This is a genomic window from Tatumella sp. JGM94, from assembly GCF_018257595.1.
In the GTDB taxonomy this organism is placed as follows: Bacteria; Pseudomonadota; Gammaproteobacteria; order Enterobacterales; family Enterobacteriaceae; genus Tatumella; species Tatumella punctata.
This window is the reverse complement of record NZ_JAERJN010000001.1, coordinates 19,246-32,922: the sequence shown is the minus strand read 5'-3', so window position 1 is coordinate 32,922 and position 13,677 is coordinate 19,246. Positions and strand designations below refer to the sequence as shown.

The following is a 13,677-nucleotide window of genomic DNA, read 5'->3' as shown; positions in this document are numbered from 1 at the left end:
TTATGAGCTTACTTTTACACTTTATCGACTTATTCGGTACTTTTGTCTTTGCCCTCAGTGGGGCTACTGTCGGCGTCAGAAACCGGTTCGATCTGTTTGGTGTCTTTGCACTGTCATTTGTTACCGCCATTGGCGGCGGCTGTATCAGGGATCTCTGTCTGGGTGCCACCCCGCCCGCAGGGCTGGTGAATGTGGAATACCTGCTCTGCGTGATTATGGCCATGACTCTGCTGTCTTATTTCCAGAAACTGGTATTCTCTTTCGAAAAACCGGCCCTGTTCTTTGATGCCCTGGGACTGGGATTTTTTGCCGCCTTTGGTGCAAATAAAGCCTGGCAATATACGCAAAATATCGAATTCTCTATTTTAATGGGCTGTGTCAGTGCGGTCGGTGGCGGATGTCTGCGGGATATTCTGGCGGGGAGAACACCGGTTATTTTTACCAAAGAGATCTATGCCAGTGCGGCATTAATTGGTGCGGCTATCGAGTTACTGGGTTCTGCTAATATTATTCCGGAACACTACAGTGTCTGGCTATCTATCGTTACCTGCACACTGATCCGGCTGTTGTCGCTTAAGTACAATATCACTCTGAAAACTATCGCGAATAAATACTTTTAACCCGTCAGAGGCCCCTTTAACCTTTAGTGCGTCAGCCGGGGATTAGACTGGTCGTCTGATAACGAAATTGTTACTTTAGCCTGAATATAGCCAGTGTTTAACATTACTCCGGAGGTCATCCAGATGAATATCGTCGAGGTTGCCAAACAGCGTTACACAACCAAAGCCTATGATCCGCAAAAAAAGCTGACTGCTGAACAACAGCAGCAATTGCTGGATCTCCTGCGCAACAGCCCCTCTTCCCTGAACCTGCAACCCTGGCATTTTTTTGCGGTTACCAGCGATGAAGGAAAAGCAAAAATTTTACCCGCCATCCGCGAATTCAACCTGCCGAGAGTACGTGATGCTGCCATGGTAGTGGTGTTTGCCTCAGCTGACCGTCTGGATGACGCGCATCTCGCCGCAGTTCACGCCCGGGAAACTGCCGATGGTCGTTTCAAAGATGACGCCAGCGCAGCAGCTAATGATAATGGCCGCCGTCAGTATATTGCTGCCTTCGGCGGTGATGAACAGAATGTTCGCCACTGGCTGGAACGTCAGGCCTATATTTCTCTGGGCTTTCTGCTGCTGGGTGCCGCAGCGCTGGACCTGAATGCTACTCCAATCGAAGGTTTTGATCCGCAGAAAATGGATGAACTGCTCGGACTGAAAGCAAAAGGCATGCACAGTCTGGTGGTGGCATCGATTGGCTTTAATAGTGAAAAAGATTTTAACGCCACGTTACCTAAGTCACGTTTCAGTGAACAGCAAGTCATTACCCGGCTATAGTCTTCATGACAATCCCTGCCGCTGCGGCAGGGATTCTTTCCGCCCTGTCGCTTTTATCCTGTCCTCTGCGGCCGAATTTCCCCTGCCTTTCCGGCATTAAATGTTAATCAATTGTTTAAATAAATCAGTTAACAGAACAAAAACAGCGTTTTTGTGGTTCTGTTAGATATTTTCTTTTAGTCCGATAAGTTTTTTTTATTTAGCCCCTTTCTTCCTGATCAAAAAAGCGCTTTCATATATTGCAGGCCGCGACGTTATCGCACTGCTAGCGCAGGACGTCGCGGCAGGTCATCGAAACAAGCAGCACAATCAATCCGCCACAGGCAAAAATGAAAAATAAAAGGCAGACAGGATAGATGAATAACCGTCAGGAGCTGATCCGCAAGCTGCATGAAATCGCGGGAGATAAACAGGTTTTAGTGAGTGAGGATGACAAGGCATTTTATACCAAAGGATTCCGTGTCGGTCAGGGTGATGCGCTCGCCGTGGTACTGCCTCAGACATTATTACAGCTCTGGCAACTGCTGAAAGTCTGCGTGGCAGAAGATGTGATTATTCTGATGCAGGCATCCAATACCGGCGTGACCGGCGGGTCAACGCCCGATGGTAACGATTATGACCGCGATATCGTGATTATCAGTACCAGACTGCTGACGGGCGTACAGGTAATTGATAATCATCAGCAGGTGATCGCTTTCCCCGGCACGACGCTGACTGAACTTGAAGACACTCTGAAACCCTTACAACGGGAGCCTCATTCGGTCATTGGCTCATCCTGTATCGGTGCGTCGGTGATTGGCGGGTTATGCAACAACTCCGGCGGTTCACTGATCCGCCGCGGCCCGGCATTTACGGAAAAATCACTGTTTGCGCGCATCACCGAAGACGGACAACTGGAGCTGGTCAACCATCTGGGGATCCAGCTGGGGGATACCCCGGAAAGAATAATTAATGCCCTCGAAACCCGAGAATATACCACCGGCGATGCAGAAGACTGGGAAGGTAAAATCTGGGCCGACGATTATGCAAAACAACTGCGGGATACACAGGCGGCTTCACCGGCCCGGTTTAACGGCGATAAACGTTATTTATATGACAGTGCAGGCTGTGCCGGTAAAGTCGTGGTATTTGCCGCCCGCTTGCCGACGTTCGCCGCCAGTGAACAAACCCGTACCTTTTATATTGGCAGTAATGATGAAACGGAACTGGTAGAGTTGCGGCGTTTCCTGCTGGAAAAAATGGATGAATTACCCTTACAGGCTGAATATATTCACGCCGGGGCTTTTGACCTGACGTTGCGCTATGCCAAACATATGTTCCTTGCGATCCGTAAGCTGGGCCCGCAGGCATTACCCGGACTGATGGCGAATAAAGCGCGCTGGGATGTGCGGGTAAAACATGCCCGTTTTCTGCCACATAATTTCACCGATAAATTGATCCAGGGCTTTAACCAGGTCACACCGTCCTTTGTTGCGCCACGCATTATGGCCTATCGCCAGCGGTTCGTTCATCACCTGATGATTAAAGTGGATGCCGTGCAGACTGCGCAGCTCACTGCCCTGCTGGACGAATTTTTCGCCCACCGTCCGGGGGAATATTTCCTGTGTGATAAACGTGAAGCAGCCGATGCCTTTCTGATCCGTTTTGCGGTGGGCGGCTGTACTATTTGTTACTGTGATTATCTGGGCTACCCGACCAGTGAGCGGCTGGTGGCTTTCGATGTGGCACTGCGGCGTAACGACAGCCAGTGGCGCATCGAACTGCCGCCGCATCTTGCGGCACAGGTTCAGGCCGATTCCTGCTGTGGCCATTTCTTCTGCTTTGTCAACCACCAGGACTACGTGCTTAAGCCGGGGGTGGATGCACACCAGTTTAAACAGGATGTGATGGCATATCTGGAACAACGCGGCGCACGTTATCCCGCAGAGCATAATGTCGGCCATCTGTATCAGGCCTCCTGCGAACACCAACAGCACTGGCATCAGCTCGACCCGACCAATACCTGTAACCCGGGAATCGGTAAAACCAGCCGTAAAAAATTCTGGGCTAAATAATTCCGGGATAAATAAAGTTCAGGGTTCAGTGACTGCCGGTAACTGAACCCTGATTACCAGCGGCCACTGGTCAGTTGTAATGCCTGGTCGCTGTTTTCTGTCAGCCATAAATGCAACTGCTGTAACAGTAACACTTCATCACTGCCCGCCACTGACGGCAGGTTTCCCCGGCCACTGACCTGCCATAATTCCTCGCCGATCCGCGCCATTATCCGGTCAGCATGTAACGGCGCCTGTTCTCCGGCCGCTGGCGGTAACCTTAATTGCATAATCTGCGGAGTCATCCGCTTGAAAAACTGCCGGCACCATGTTGCCAGCTGATCACAGGGGTAGCCCGGTGACTGGACAGCACACAGGATGCCGGGCATCTCTCCGTACTGCTCGAAACGACAGGACACCACATAACCAGCCGATAACTCTTCCCGCAGCCAGTGATAAAACGCCGGCTGATAGATTGCAGCCAGTGCCTTTGCTATTCGCACTGCGGCCTGGCTGTTATCGGGTAATGGCAGGAAAAACAAAATCCCGTTATCTGCGTCATTATCCGGCTGGTGATGATGACTTTGCGCGGCGGATATCGTCGCGGTGGCGGGTGGCAGATCAGCGACCTGCGGCGGTAAACGTGCCATCAGGGTGTTGAATAGCTCCCGGTCATCACACTGGATCACCCCCTGCCAGCAGGGCCGAGCGGTTGTCGGTAATAACAGAGACGGAAATTCAGCCAGCAGACGGCGGATCACTATCTGTTGTGGCTCAGCGGCGGAGGATACCCCGGTCAATGGCGGCCACAACACCGCCAGCCAGCTGACAATATCCAGCACCTCACCACTGTCCGGCAGGGCAATAAACAGCCAGGGAATATTGTGATAAAAGGCAATGCCGCTCTCCCCGCCGGCATGACTGACTCGGCTGAATACCGGTAACAGGGCATCTTCCAGCCGTCTGAGTTGCGCCGGAGTCAGGGTTGTTCCATCGGCAGGCCGCAACAGGATCCGGACTCCCGGGGCACAGACCGCCGAACGCTGCCATTGTCCGACAGTTGTGCCGCTGGCGGCTACCGCCGGTGCATTCAGGGTCTGCGGGTAAAAGACAAACGACAGCGGCGGAGAATCTGTCACTGTGCTATCGATCAGCGGCTGCCAGCGACAAGCAAAGCCGCACACTGTCGCCTGTTCACTACAGGTGCGGGATGATGTCTGTAATTCATAGGGTGTTGCCTGTAACAAGGTTGTCGCCAGGGCTTTCACCGGCCGGTCCGACGGCCCGGTACCTGAAGCAATCTGTCTTACCTGTTCCATCGGGTTCAGGGCACGGAAATGCTGCAATGCCAGCCCCTGATAATGTCTGATCCTGGCAGCCGGTAACCTGGTCAGTTGCTGTAACCATGCCCGCAGATCTGCGTTCAGTTGCCCCGCAGGCAACGGGCCGGCTGATGGCCGTTGCACACGGACCATCAGCCACAGATATCCTTCGGCGGCGCTGATAATTTCAACCGCTAACTGACGGCAGAATCCGCGCCTGCGCCAGTGATCAAACAGTGACCCCGGTGCGGCATCGCTGATCAGGGTGCGAAGCAGTGGCACCGCTGCCCGCAGTTCACCGTCAGGATCACCGATGATCATATCCAGACAATGGTGAACCTCTCCGTCGAGCTGCAACACAGCCGGCGGACGGACTGCCCGTTGCGGCAGTACATATTTGTCAGCACGGGGGCGACGGTGATACGGCGCAGGCGCCAGCCAGCCGGCCAGCCCGGCGGCCAGCAGCGCGTTGTCAAACAGGGCCCGCAGCTGGCTGAGAGGTAACGGGGCCCGTAAGATCAGCTGCAGATTATCAGGGCGATAATAACGATGATGAAACTCACGCAGGGCCTGTTGCAGCAAAGAGATATCCCCGTCCAGACTCTGGCGGTTACCGGCGATAAAACGTGAATAACCGCCGGGCTGGCTGATCATCTCACGTAAAAAGGCGTTGATCAGGGTCGGAACATGGCGGCTGAGCATCGTATATTCCGCATCAATCACCCCGATTTCACGGCTGATCGCCCGCTTATCGAACAGGGGAGCCGCGACCATATCCAGCAGCCGGGCAAGGGCCCCGGGGAAACCGGCAGTAGCAATAGAAAAATAACAGAGGGTATCGCAGAGTCCGGTTGTGGCATTAACCCTGCCCTGTTGCCCGGTTACCCAGGGCATCAGCCGTTGCTGGCCACGGAATACCTCACCGCCCTGGAATAGCAGATGTTCCAGCAGATGTGCCAGTCCCGGCCAGCGGTCAGGTTCATGAATACTGCCGGCCCCGGCCCTGATACAGGCCGAGGCGGCGGATAACCCGTCTGATGAGTATAGCCGTACAGCCAGGCCATTGTTCAGCGACAGCTGTATGCAGGGTTCAGACATCAGGTTATCCCTGTGAAGTGAAAATCACTTTCGAGTTTTTCTGGTTACGGAAACGTAACTGAGACACTTTAATCTCACTGCAATCGGCTTCACGCCGCGCTTGCAGGATTTTACCGTGATGCTCGGATTTACTGCAAACCGGATCGGCATTGTCGGCATTACCGGTCAGCATAAATGCCTGACAGCGGCACCCGCCGAAGTCTTTTTCTTTCTCATCACAGGAACGGCAGGGTTCCGGCATCCAGTCATAGCCCCGATAACGGTTAAACCCGAACGACTGGTACCAGATATGTTGCAGGCTGTTATCCAGCACCGACGGAAACTCGATAGGCAACTGGCGGGCACTGTGACAGGGTAACGCCAGACCGTCCGGGGTTACATTCATAAAAATGGCTCCCCAGCCCCCCATACAGCCTTTCGGCCGTTCTTCGTAATAGTCGGGGGTGACAAATAACAGGTTGGTGAGGTTACCCGCAGCCTGCATTTTTTCCCGGTAGCGCTTAACCACCGCTTCTGCGCCGGCTATCTGCTCACGGGTCGGTAACAACCCTTCACGGTTAAGCTGAGCCCAGCCATAAAACTGGCAGGTAGCCAGCTCGACGTCATCCGCTTCCAGCTGAATACATAATTCGATAATCCGGTCGATCTGATCAATGTTGTGCCGGTGCAACACAAAATTCAGGACCATCGGATAACCGTGGGCTTTAATCGCTTTTGCCATTTCCAGTTTCTGATGAAACGCCTTTTCCGACCCGGCAAGGGCGGCATTCAGGGTTTCATCACTGGCCTGGAAACTGATCTGAATATGGTCGAGCCCGGCGTCAGCGAACGTATCCAGTTTCTGACGGGTCAGGCCGATACCGGAAGTGATCAGGTTGGTATAAAAACCCAGCTGCCGTGCACCGGCAATCAGTTCGGCCAGGTCTTTTCGTACCAGCGGCTCCCCGCCGGAAAAGCCCAGCTGTACACTGCCCATTTCCCGTGCCTGGCGGAATACGGTCAGCCACTGTTCGGTGGTCAGTTCCTGCTGCTGTCTGGCAAAGTCGAGTGGGTTTGAACAGTACGGACACTGCAGCGGACAGCGGTATGTCAGCTCGGCAAGCAGCCACAGGGGAGCTTTAATTCCGGATTCACTCAGACTCATGTAACAGGATCCATTTTTGTTTTACTGCCGCTTGCAGAAAGTCGGTCACATCGTCGTCGACGCCACCCGCGTCGGGAAAACGCTGGTTCAGTTCACCGATAATCTGTGCAATGGTGCGTTTACCGTCCACCAGCTCCAGGATCAGGGCAGCGGTTTCATTCAGTTTTGCCATCCCTTCCGGGTAAAGGATCACATGACAGTCCTGGGCGGCTTCCCATTGCAGACGGTAGCCGCGGCGGAAGATGACGACCGTGGATAAACTATTCATCATCACACCAGCCGGGTTGTGTGCCAGACCTGCTGATCTGTCACTGTATGGTAAGGCGCACGGTCCAGTGCATAAGCCATGGTCATGGCATCCAGCATCGTCCAGAGAATATCCAGTTTAAACTGTAAAATTTCCAGCATCCGGTTTTGCTTCGCTGCCGTATCAAAGTAGTCAAGCGCCAGCGACAGACCATGTTCCACATCACGCCGCGCCTGGCTGAGGCGGCTGCGGAAATAGAAATACCCTTCTTCTTTGATCCACGGATAATGCTGCGGCCAGCTGTCCAGCCGTGACTGGTGGATTTGCGGCGCAAATAACTCTGTCAGCGAGCTGCAGGCGGCCTCTTCCCAGCTGGCGCGGCGGGCAAAATTAACATACGCATCAACCGCAAAACGAACCCCGGGTAAAACATGCCTGTCAGACAGCAGGTCATCCCGCGATAACCCCACCGCTTCACCGAGCTGTAACCAGGCTTCAATTCCGCCTTCACCGGCCTCTGCGCCGTCGTGGTCAAGGATCCTCTGCACCCATTTACGCCGGGTGGCAGGATCAGGACAGTTAGCCATGATTGCCGCATCTTTTAACGGGATATTGGTCTGGTAATAGAACCGGTTTGCCACCCAGCCACGGATCTGTTCAGGGGTTGCCTGACCGTTATGCATCGCGATGTGATACGGATGGTGGATATGGTAGTACGCCCCTTTATCACGTAACGCCTGTTCAAAGTCCTCGCGGCTCAGAGTTGTGGTTATGGTCATCGGTTAATCCTGTAGCTGAATCGCCATTCCGTCAAAGCTCACTTCAATCCCCTGCTGTTGCAGAAACTGACGCTGAGGTGAATCTTCATTAAGGATCGGATTGGTGTTGTTAATATGAATTAGAATTTTTCGGCTGGCGGGCAGTGTCGCCAGCAGCGCCATCAGTCCCTGCTCTTCCGACAGGGCCAGGTGCCCCATCGCACGGCCGGTATTTTTACCGACCCCGCTGCTCAGCAGTTCATCATCCTGCCAGACGGTGCCGTCAATCAGCAGACAGTCTGCCTTTTGTAACCATGGCAGGATCACCTGATCAGGCTCTCCCAGACCCGGCGCATAAAATAATGATTTCCCGTTGGCGGTATTTTCCACAAACAGGGCAACATTATGTCCGGGTAACGGTTTATCACGGTACGGTGAGTAAGGCGGCGCATTGCTGACAATAGGTACCGCCGTAAATTGCAGATTCTGGCATACGGTGGTCCGGAAAGGTGTCTGAGGGCGGATTGGCTGATGCTGCAGCCCGCCGTTCCAGTGTTTCAGCATCGGAAATACCGGGAAACCACTGTTCAGATCCTGGTGTACTTCTTCGGTACACCATACGCGGTGCGGACAGCCTTCCCGCAGGCTCAGCAGCCCTGTGGTGTGATCTATCTGACTGTCGGTCAGGATAATGTCCCCGATGGCTGTACCACGCAGGACATCGCGTTTGATCAATTCCGGGGTCAGAAAAATTTGCCGGGAGATATCAGGAGAGGCGTTACATAACACCCAGTCTTCACCGTTATCACTGATAATAATTGAAGACTGGGTGCGGGCATGGGCGTTGATACTGCCTTCACGCAGGCCCTTACAGTTGGTGCAATTACAGTTCCACTGCGGGAAACCACCGCCGGCAGCAGAGCCAAGCACTTTGATAAACATAAATTACTCTTTACTGAATAAAAGGACCGCCCGTAAGCGGCCACTTAAGATACCGGATAATTAGCGGTTAGAAATGTACAGAGTCACTTCCATACCCAGACGCATATCGATAAATTCAGGTTTTTTCCACATGATGCTGACCTCAATGTTGCCAATTAAAAGATTCTTAAAATGACTGAAATACATACAACCGCAGTGTCAGTCACTGCGCTATGACACTTCAGCCCGACAAATGTTGCGCCAATGTCAAACTCAGGTCAATGAAAAGATGGTTTCGTTATGTCTTTACCCCGGAAAATGTTTAAAAATCCGTAACCAGTTTTGATAACAGACTCTGGCGATCACCCGCTCCTTAACCCCTTCATTACGCAGGCTTTGTTCAATCAGCGGCAACCCGGCTACATCACCGAGTGCCTGCGGAACGCACACTCCGTCGAAATCGGAACCAAAACCGACATGCTCTTCACCGGCGACATTGATCAGATACATCAGATGCCGGGTGATTACACTCAGGGCAGTCCCCGCATTACGCTGACCATCGGGCCGGATAAACGCATTACCAAAATTAACCCCGACTATCCCGCCGCTGTCAGCGATCATTTTCAGTTGCTGATCGGTCAGATTACGCGGCTGTGGACATAATGCATGGGCACTGGAGTGGGTCGCAACCAGCGGTTGTTGGCTGTAACGCGCGGTGTCTGAAAATGCCTGCTGGTTCATATGAGAAACATCCGTCAGCATATTCAGTGACTGTAACTGACGGATAAGTTCAATGCCGTGGGGAGTCAGGCCTGGCCCGCTGTCCGGAGAACCGGGAAAACGACCGGTCACGCCTTCGCCAAAGGCATTTGCCGTGTTCCAGAACGGACCTACACTGCGTACGCCAGCCTGAAAGAAGGCCTGCAATAGCTGTCCTTGCGTATCCAGCGCATCAGCCCCTTCAATATGGGCAATCATCGCCAGTATTCCGTGTTGCAGGCAGTATTCAACCTCCGCCGAGGTACGACAGATCCTCGCTTTACCATCGGAGTAACGTTCCAGCCGTTGCAGAATCGCCAGCTGTTGCCACATTACCTGAACTTTATCCTGCAACGCATCCAGACGGCCGGGAAAGTGCTGCGCCACATAGGACTGCGGGGGAACAAAAATAGCAAACAGTGCGGCCCCTAAACGTCCGCGGACAATCCGCGAAAAGTCGAGGTGCCCCTCACCGCTATCGCCGAAAAAAAAGACTTCCGGATTATCCGGATGTTTAAGCCATAACTGCATCAGCAAATCATTATGACCATCAATATACACATTCATATACAATCACTTTATACCGGTTGCGCGGAGGGTTGAGGAGCCCCCGCTGCTGTTGGCTATTGTTTGCTGCGGTTAGCCAGAAACTTACTGATCACCGCTAAGTCCTGTTCGCCAAAACCGTCATCGACCGCCTGTTGCCATAATTCAGTAATATTTTTCAGGGCCGGTAACTGCTGTACATCGCCTGCCTCAGTCGCCAGCCGCGCATCTTTTAACGCCCAGACCAGCTGCATCTGTGGGGTAAAATCATCACGGCTTATCATCTGCAGTTTGCCTTTGGCATAAGGTGCCGCCAGCGGACCGCCCTCCAGCGCCTGCCAGAGATCTTCCGGACTGAAGCCGAGGGATTCCGCCAGTAATTCACTTTCGGCCAGACTCTGCATTAAACCGATCAGCCAGCTGTTAACCACCAGCTTCATCCGTGAACCGGCACCGGCTTCACCCAGCCACAGGCTGCCTTTGCTGATGGCCGCGAATACCGACTCGGCGGCCGTGGCCCTGCTGCGTTCACCACTGGCAAAAACAGTAATCATGGCGTTTTCTGCGGGGGCTTTGGTCCCCGAGACCGGAGCATCAAGAAACACAACATCCGGGCGCTTCTGCTGCAGGAACTGCTGCAGCAGGCGGGTGGCATCGACGCCAATCGTACCCATCTGACAGAATATCGCCTGCGCAGAGAGAGCCTCTGCCGCCTGTGCGGCAATATTCAGGGTGGTATCACCGTCTGACAGCATAGTGATAATCACGGCGGCTTCACTTACAGCTTCACTGACACTGTCTGCCAGTTGCAGCCCGGCAGGCACCAGGTCTTCCCCTTTTCCGGCACTGCGGTTCCAGCCACTGACCCTGAAACCTTTTTTGAGCAGGTTGCTGGCAAATGCATGTCCCATTGCCCCCAGACCAAGTACTGCAACTTTTGTTTGCTGGCTCATCTGACCTCCCGCTGTTTCATAAATTATTCGTAGTAACGGATGCTGACCGGTTCAGGCTACCGGCGGGTTATTCTCGCCGCAAATACATATAATAAATATGTCTTAATATATCATTTATGCATAGATAACAGTCTTGCCTTACTGACAGGAAAATATATAAATAAGATTATTATTCATCAGCCTGTACTGAAAATCTCCCCGGACACCGCGTTTTTTACCGGTAAAACAGATTACATTTTAACAACAACAGCAAAAAGAGGTAGCATTCTCCTGCCGCTGGAGCGTCTGTCCCGGCCCCGATAAACTGATTGCGAATCTTTCATCAATGAAAATTATTAAATTATCACAGCTTAAAGCCACGCTGATGTTACCGGTTTTACTGCCGGCCGGCGTTTTGGCTGCTACCACAGCCCCCGCAGAAAAAGATAATAGCCCCGCCATGATTGTCACCGCCACCCCCTCAGCCAAAGGGCTGTCCGAACTGGATACCCCGGCAGCCGTCAGTGTGGTATATGGCGATGAGATGCGTCAGGCGGCACCTCAGGTTAATTTGTCCGAAGGACTGGCGGGCGTTCCGGGCCTGCAAATCCTTAACCGGCAAAATTATGCCCAGGATTTACAGATGTCGATCCGCGGCTTTGGTTCCCGTTCAACCTTCGGGGTACGCGGTCTGCGCATTTATGTCGATGGTATACCCGCGACTATGCCTGACGGCCAGGGACAGACCTCGAATATTGATATCGGCTCGATCGATCATGTTGATATCCTGCGCGGTCCCTTTTCGGCCCTGTACGGTAACAGCTCCGGCGGGGTGATTAATATTGTTACTCAGCCCGGGCAGCAGCCCGCCACGTTATCTGCCGGCAGCTGGTATGGCAGTTATGGCAGCTGGCGTAACAGTGTCAAAGCCAGTGGTGCCAGCGGTGACGGCAGCCACCCGGGCGATGTGAACTATACCGCGTCGGTGTCACGTTTCACCACCCACGGCTATCGCGACCACAGCAGCGCGCAAAAAAATCTGGCCAATGCACGGCTGGGAGTCCGTATTGATGATGACAGTAGCCTGACCCTGCTGTTTAATTCGGTTCGTATCCATGCCGATGACCCGGGGGGACTGACTCCGGAGATGTGGCGTAACAACCCTCAACAGGTCGCGCCAATAGTCACCCTGTATAATGCCCGTAAAACCGTGGAGCAAACCCAGGCCGGACTGCATTACCTGCGTTCATTTGGTGAGAATAACGATCTGAGCATCATGACCTATGCCGGTATCCGTCAGACCACCCAGTATCAGTCTGTTCCCGCCAAAACCCAGTTCGAGAAAGCGAACCATTCCGGAGGGGTGATTGACCTGACCCGCCATTATCAGGGTATCGATACCCGCTGGACACACCGCGATAACCTGTTCAGCCTGCCGGTCAGTGTTACCGGCGGGCTGGACTACGAAACCATGACCGAGCAGCGCAAAGGCTATGAAAACTTTACCGGTCGCTGGAATGCTGTCGACAGTTATGGCGAGGAAGGAAAATTACGCCGTAACGAGCGTAACCTGATGTGGAACCTGGATCCTTATCTGCAAACGTCCTGGCAACTGACCGGCCAGTGGTCACTGGATGCGGGGCTGCGCTACAGTACGGTTAACTTCTCATCCCATGACCGTTACCTGTCCAATGGCGATGACAGTGGCAGTGCCCGCTACCATCAGTGGCTGCCCGCCGCATCACTGAAGTACGCCATCGATGATAGCTGGAACACCTACTTGTCTGCCGGTAAGGGGTTCGAAACCCCGACTATCACCGAACTGTCTTACCGTCCGGACGGTAAAAGCGGGCTGAATCTGGGGCTGAAACCTTCGACCAATAAAACGCTGGAATGGGGTACCAAAAAACGCATCGGCTATGGTTTACTGACTGCCGCCGTCTTCCGCACCGATACCAGAAATGAGATTGTTGCGGACAGTAATAATGACGGCCGCGCGACCTATAAAAATGCCGGCAAAACCCGCCGCCGTGGCCTGGAGCTGGGTTTTGAACAACAGTTTGCCGAAAACTGGCAACTGAAAATGGCCTGGACACTGCTGGACGCCCGCTATCTGAGTAACAGCTGTCGCACCACAGACTGTACCGGTAACCGTATTCCGGGCATTGCCCGCAATATGGCCTATGCCGGTATCGAATATGCCCCGGAATCAGGCTGGTATGCCGGTGCTGATATTCACTATCTGAGTAATATTGAAGCCAACGACCAGAATACGGTCAGTGCCCCGTCATACGCGGTAACCTCGGTAAACAGTGGTTATAAATGGCTGGCAGATAACTGGACCCTGGACCTTTCTGCCAGGGTGGATAATCTGTTTGACCGGAAGTATGTTGGCTCAGTGATCGTCGGCGAAACCAGCGGCCGCTATTACGAATCGGCCCCGGGCCGTAATTACGGGGTCGGTTTTAACGTAAGTTACGCATTCCGTTAATCATGCCGGTTCCCCTGCCGTTGCCCGGAGGCGCGGCA

At 53.4% G+C, this 13,677-nt stretch carries 12 protein-coding genes; 4 read left to right on the top strand and 8 right to left on the bottom strand.

The window, feature by feature from the left end; translation table 11 throughout:
• The first annotated feature begins 2 nt into the window (after nucleotides 1-2).
• From JK216_RS00150 to dld, 3 genes are all read left to right on the top strand, one after another.
• A complete protein-coding gene (locus JK216_RS00150; RefSeq protein ID WP_212706902.1) occupies nucleotides 3-620 on the top strand; it encodes a trimeric intracellular cation channel family protein in 618 nt (205 codons plus the stop codon).
• Between the two features lie 123 nt (nucleotides 621-743).
• Nucleotides 744-1,388: an oxygen-insensitive NAD(P)H nitroreductase gene (gene nfsB, locus JK216_RS00145; protein ID WP_212706901.1), complete on the top strand. Its 645-nt coding sequence runs from the start codon at nucleotides 744-746 to the stop codon at nucleotides 1,386-1,388.
• A 356-nt stretch (nucleotides 1,389-1,744) separates the two neighbouring features.
• A complete protein-coding gene (dld, locus tag JK216_RS00140) occupies nucleotides 1,745-3,442 on the top strand; it encodes a D-lactate dehydrogenase (RefSeq protein ID WP_212706900.1) in 1,698 nt (565 codons plus the stop codon).
• 53 nt (nucleotides 3,443-3,495) lie between these two features.
• Here dld and pqqF read toward each other — a convergent pair whose 3' ends face one another.
• The 8 genes from pqqF to JK216_RS00100 all read right to left on the bottom strand — a co-directional run bounded on the left by pqqF (nucleotide 3,496) and on the right by JK216_RS00100 (nucleotide 11,169).
• The gene (gene pqqF / locus JK216_RS00135) at nucleotides 3,496-5,841 is read right to left on the bottom strand and encodes a pyrroloquinoline quinone biosynthesis protein PqqF (protein WP_212711323.1); all 2,346 of its coding nucleotides are present in this window, start codon (nucleotides 5,839-5,841) and stop codon (nucleotides 3,496-3,498) included.
• Nucleotides 5,842-5,845: 4 nt separating this feature from the next.
• Nucleotides 5,846-6,985 (bottom strand): pyrroloquinoline quinone biosynthesis protein PqqE, encoded by a 1,140-nt coding sequence (gene pqqE, locus JK216_RS00130; protein WP_212711322.1) that lies wholly within the window; start codon nucleotides 6,983-6,985, stop codon nucleotides 5,846-5,848.
• Nucleotides 6,972-7,253 carry a pyrroloquinoline quinone biosynthesis peptide chaperone PqqD gene (pqqD, locus tag JK216_RS00125; RefSeq protein WP_212706973.1) on the bottom strand — a complete coding sequence of 94 codons (282 nt, stop codon included), beginning with the start codon at nucleotides 7,251-7,253 and terminating at the stop codon, nucleotides 6,972-6,974. Before pqqD ends, pqqE begins: the two co-directional genes overlap by 14 nt.
• Nucleotides 7,254-7,255: 2 nt before the next feature.
• Nucleotides 7,256-8,011 carry a pyrroloquinoline-quinone synthase PqqC gene (gene pqqC, locus JK216_RS00120; protein WP_212706897.1) on the bottom strand — a complete coding sequence of 252 codons (756 nt, stop codon included), beginning with the start codon at nucleotides 8,009-8,011 and terminating at the stop codon, nucleotides 7,256-7,258.
• Between the two features lie 3 nt (nucleotides 8,012-8,014).
• Complete coding sequence (pqqB, locus tag JK216_RS00115; protein WP_212711321.1) at nucleotides 8,015-8,932, bottom strand: pyrroloquinoline quinone biosynthesis protein PqqB; 918 nt, start codon at nucleotides 8,930-8,932, stop codon at nucleotides 8,015-8,017.
• Between the two features lie 60 nt (nucleotides 8,933-8,992).
• Nucleotides 8,993-9,064 carry a pyrroloquinoline quinone precursor peptide PqqA gene (pqqA, locus tag JK216_RS00110; RefSeq protein WP_072055929.1) on the bottom strand — a complete coding sequence of 24 codons (72 nt, stop codon included), beginning with the start codon at nucleotides 9,062-9,064 and terminating at the stop codon, nucleotides 8,993-8,995.
• A 153-nt stretch (nucleotides 9,065-9,217) separates the two neighbouring features.
• Nucleotides 9,218-10,237 carry a dipeptidase gene (locus tag JK216_RS00105; RefSeq protein WP_212706895.1) on the bottom strand — a complete coding sequence of 340 codons (1,020 nt, stop codon included), beginning with the start codon at nucleotides 10,235-10,237 and terminating at the stop codon, nucleotides 9,218-9,220.
• 56 nt (nucleotides 10,238-10,293) lie between these two features.
• Nucleotides 10,294-11,169, bottom strand: a complete 876-nt coding sequence (locus tag JK216_RS00100; RefSeq protein WP_212706894.1) for an NAD(P)-dependent oxidoreductase — start codon at nucleotides 11,167-11,169, stop codon at nucleotides 10,294-10,296.
• 325 nt (nucleotides 11,170-11,494) lie between these two features.
• Here JK216_RS00100 and pqqU point away from each other — a divergent pair, with 325 nt between their 5' ends.
• On the top strand, nucleotides 11,495-13,639 hold the full coding sequence (pqqU, locus tag JK216_RS00095) for a TonB-dependent receptor PqqU (protein WP_212711320.1): 2,145 nt from the start codon (nucleotides 11,495-11,497) through the stop codon (nucleotides 13,637-13,639).
• The last annotated feature ends 38 nt before the right edge of the window (nucleotides 13,640-13,677 follow it).

Excerpts from the sequence above, each read along its gene's own strand:
- JK216_RS00150 (WP_212706902.1), top strand. The coding sequence starts at position 3 with ATGAGCTTACTTTTACACTTTATCGACTTATTCGGTACTTTTGTCTTT.
- nfsB (WP_212706901.1), top strand. The coding sequence starts at position 744 with ATGAATATCGTCGAGGTTGCCAAACAGCGTTACACAACCAAAGCCTAT.
- dld (WP_212706900.1), top strand. The coding sequence starts at position 1,745 with ATGAATAACCGTCAGGAGCTGATCCGCAAGCTGCATGAAATCGCGGGA.
- pqqF (WP_212711323.1), bottom strand. The coding sequence starts at position 5,841 with ATGTCTGAACCCTGCATACAGCTGTCGCTGAACAATGGCCTGGCTGTA.
- pqqE (WP_212711322.1), bottom strand. The coding sequence starts at position 6,985 with ATGAGTCTGAGTGAATCCGGAATTAAAGCTCCCCTGTGGCTGCTTGCC.
- pqqD (WP_212706973.1), bottom strand. The coding sequence starts at position 7,253 with ATGAATAGTTTATCCACGGTCGTCATCTTCCGCCGCGGCTACCGTCTG.
- pqqC (WP_212706897.1), bottom strand. The coding sequence starts at position 8,011 with ATGACCATAACCACAACTCTGAGCCGCGAGGACTTTGAACAGGCGTTA.
- pqqB (WP_212711321.1), bottom strand. The coding sequence starts at position 8,932 with ATGTTTATCAAAGTGCTTGGCTCTGCTGCCGGCGGTGGTTTCCCGCAG.
- JK216_RS00105 (WP_212706895.1), bottom strand. The coding sequence starts at position 10,237 with ATGAATGTGTATATTGATGGTCATAATGATTTGCTGATGCAGTTATGG.
- JK216_RS00100 (WP_212706894.1), bottom strand. The coding sequence starts at position 11,169 with ATGAGCCAGCAAACAAAAGTTGCAGTACTTGGTCTGGGGGCAATGGGA.
- pqqU (WP_212711320.1), top strand. The coding sequence starts at position 11,495 with ATGAAAATTATTAAATTATCACAGCTTAAAGCCACGCTGATGTTACCG.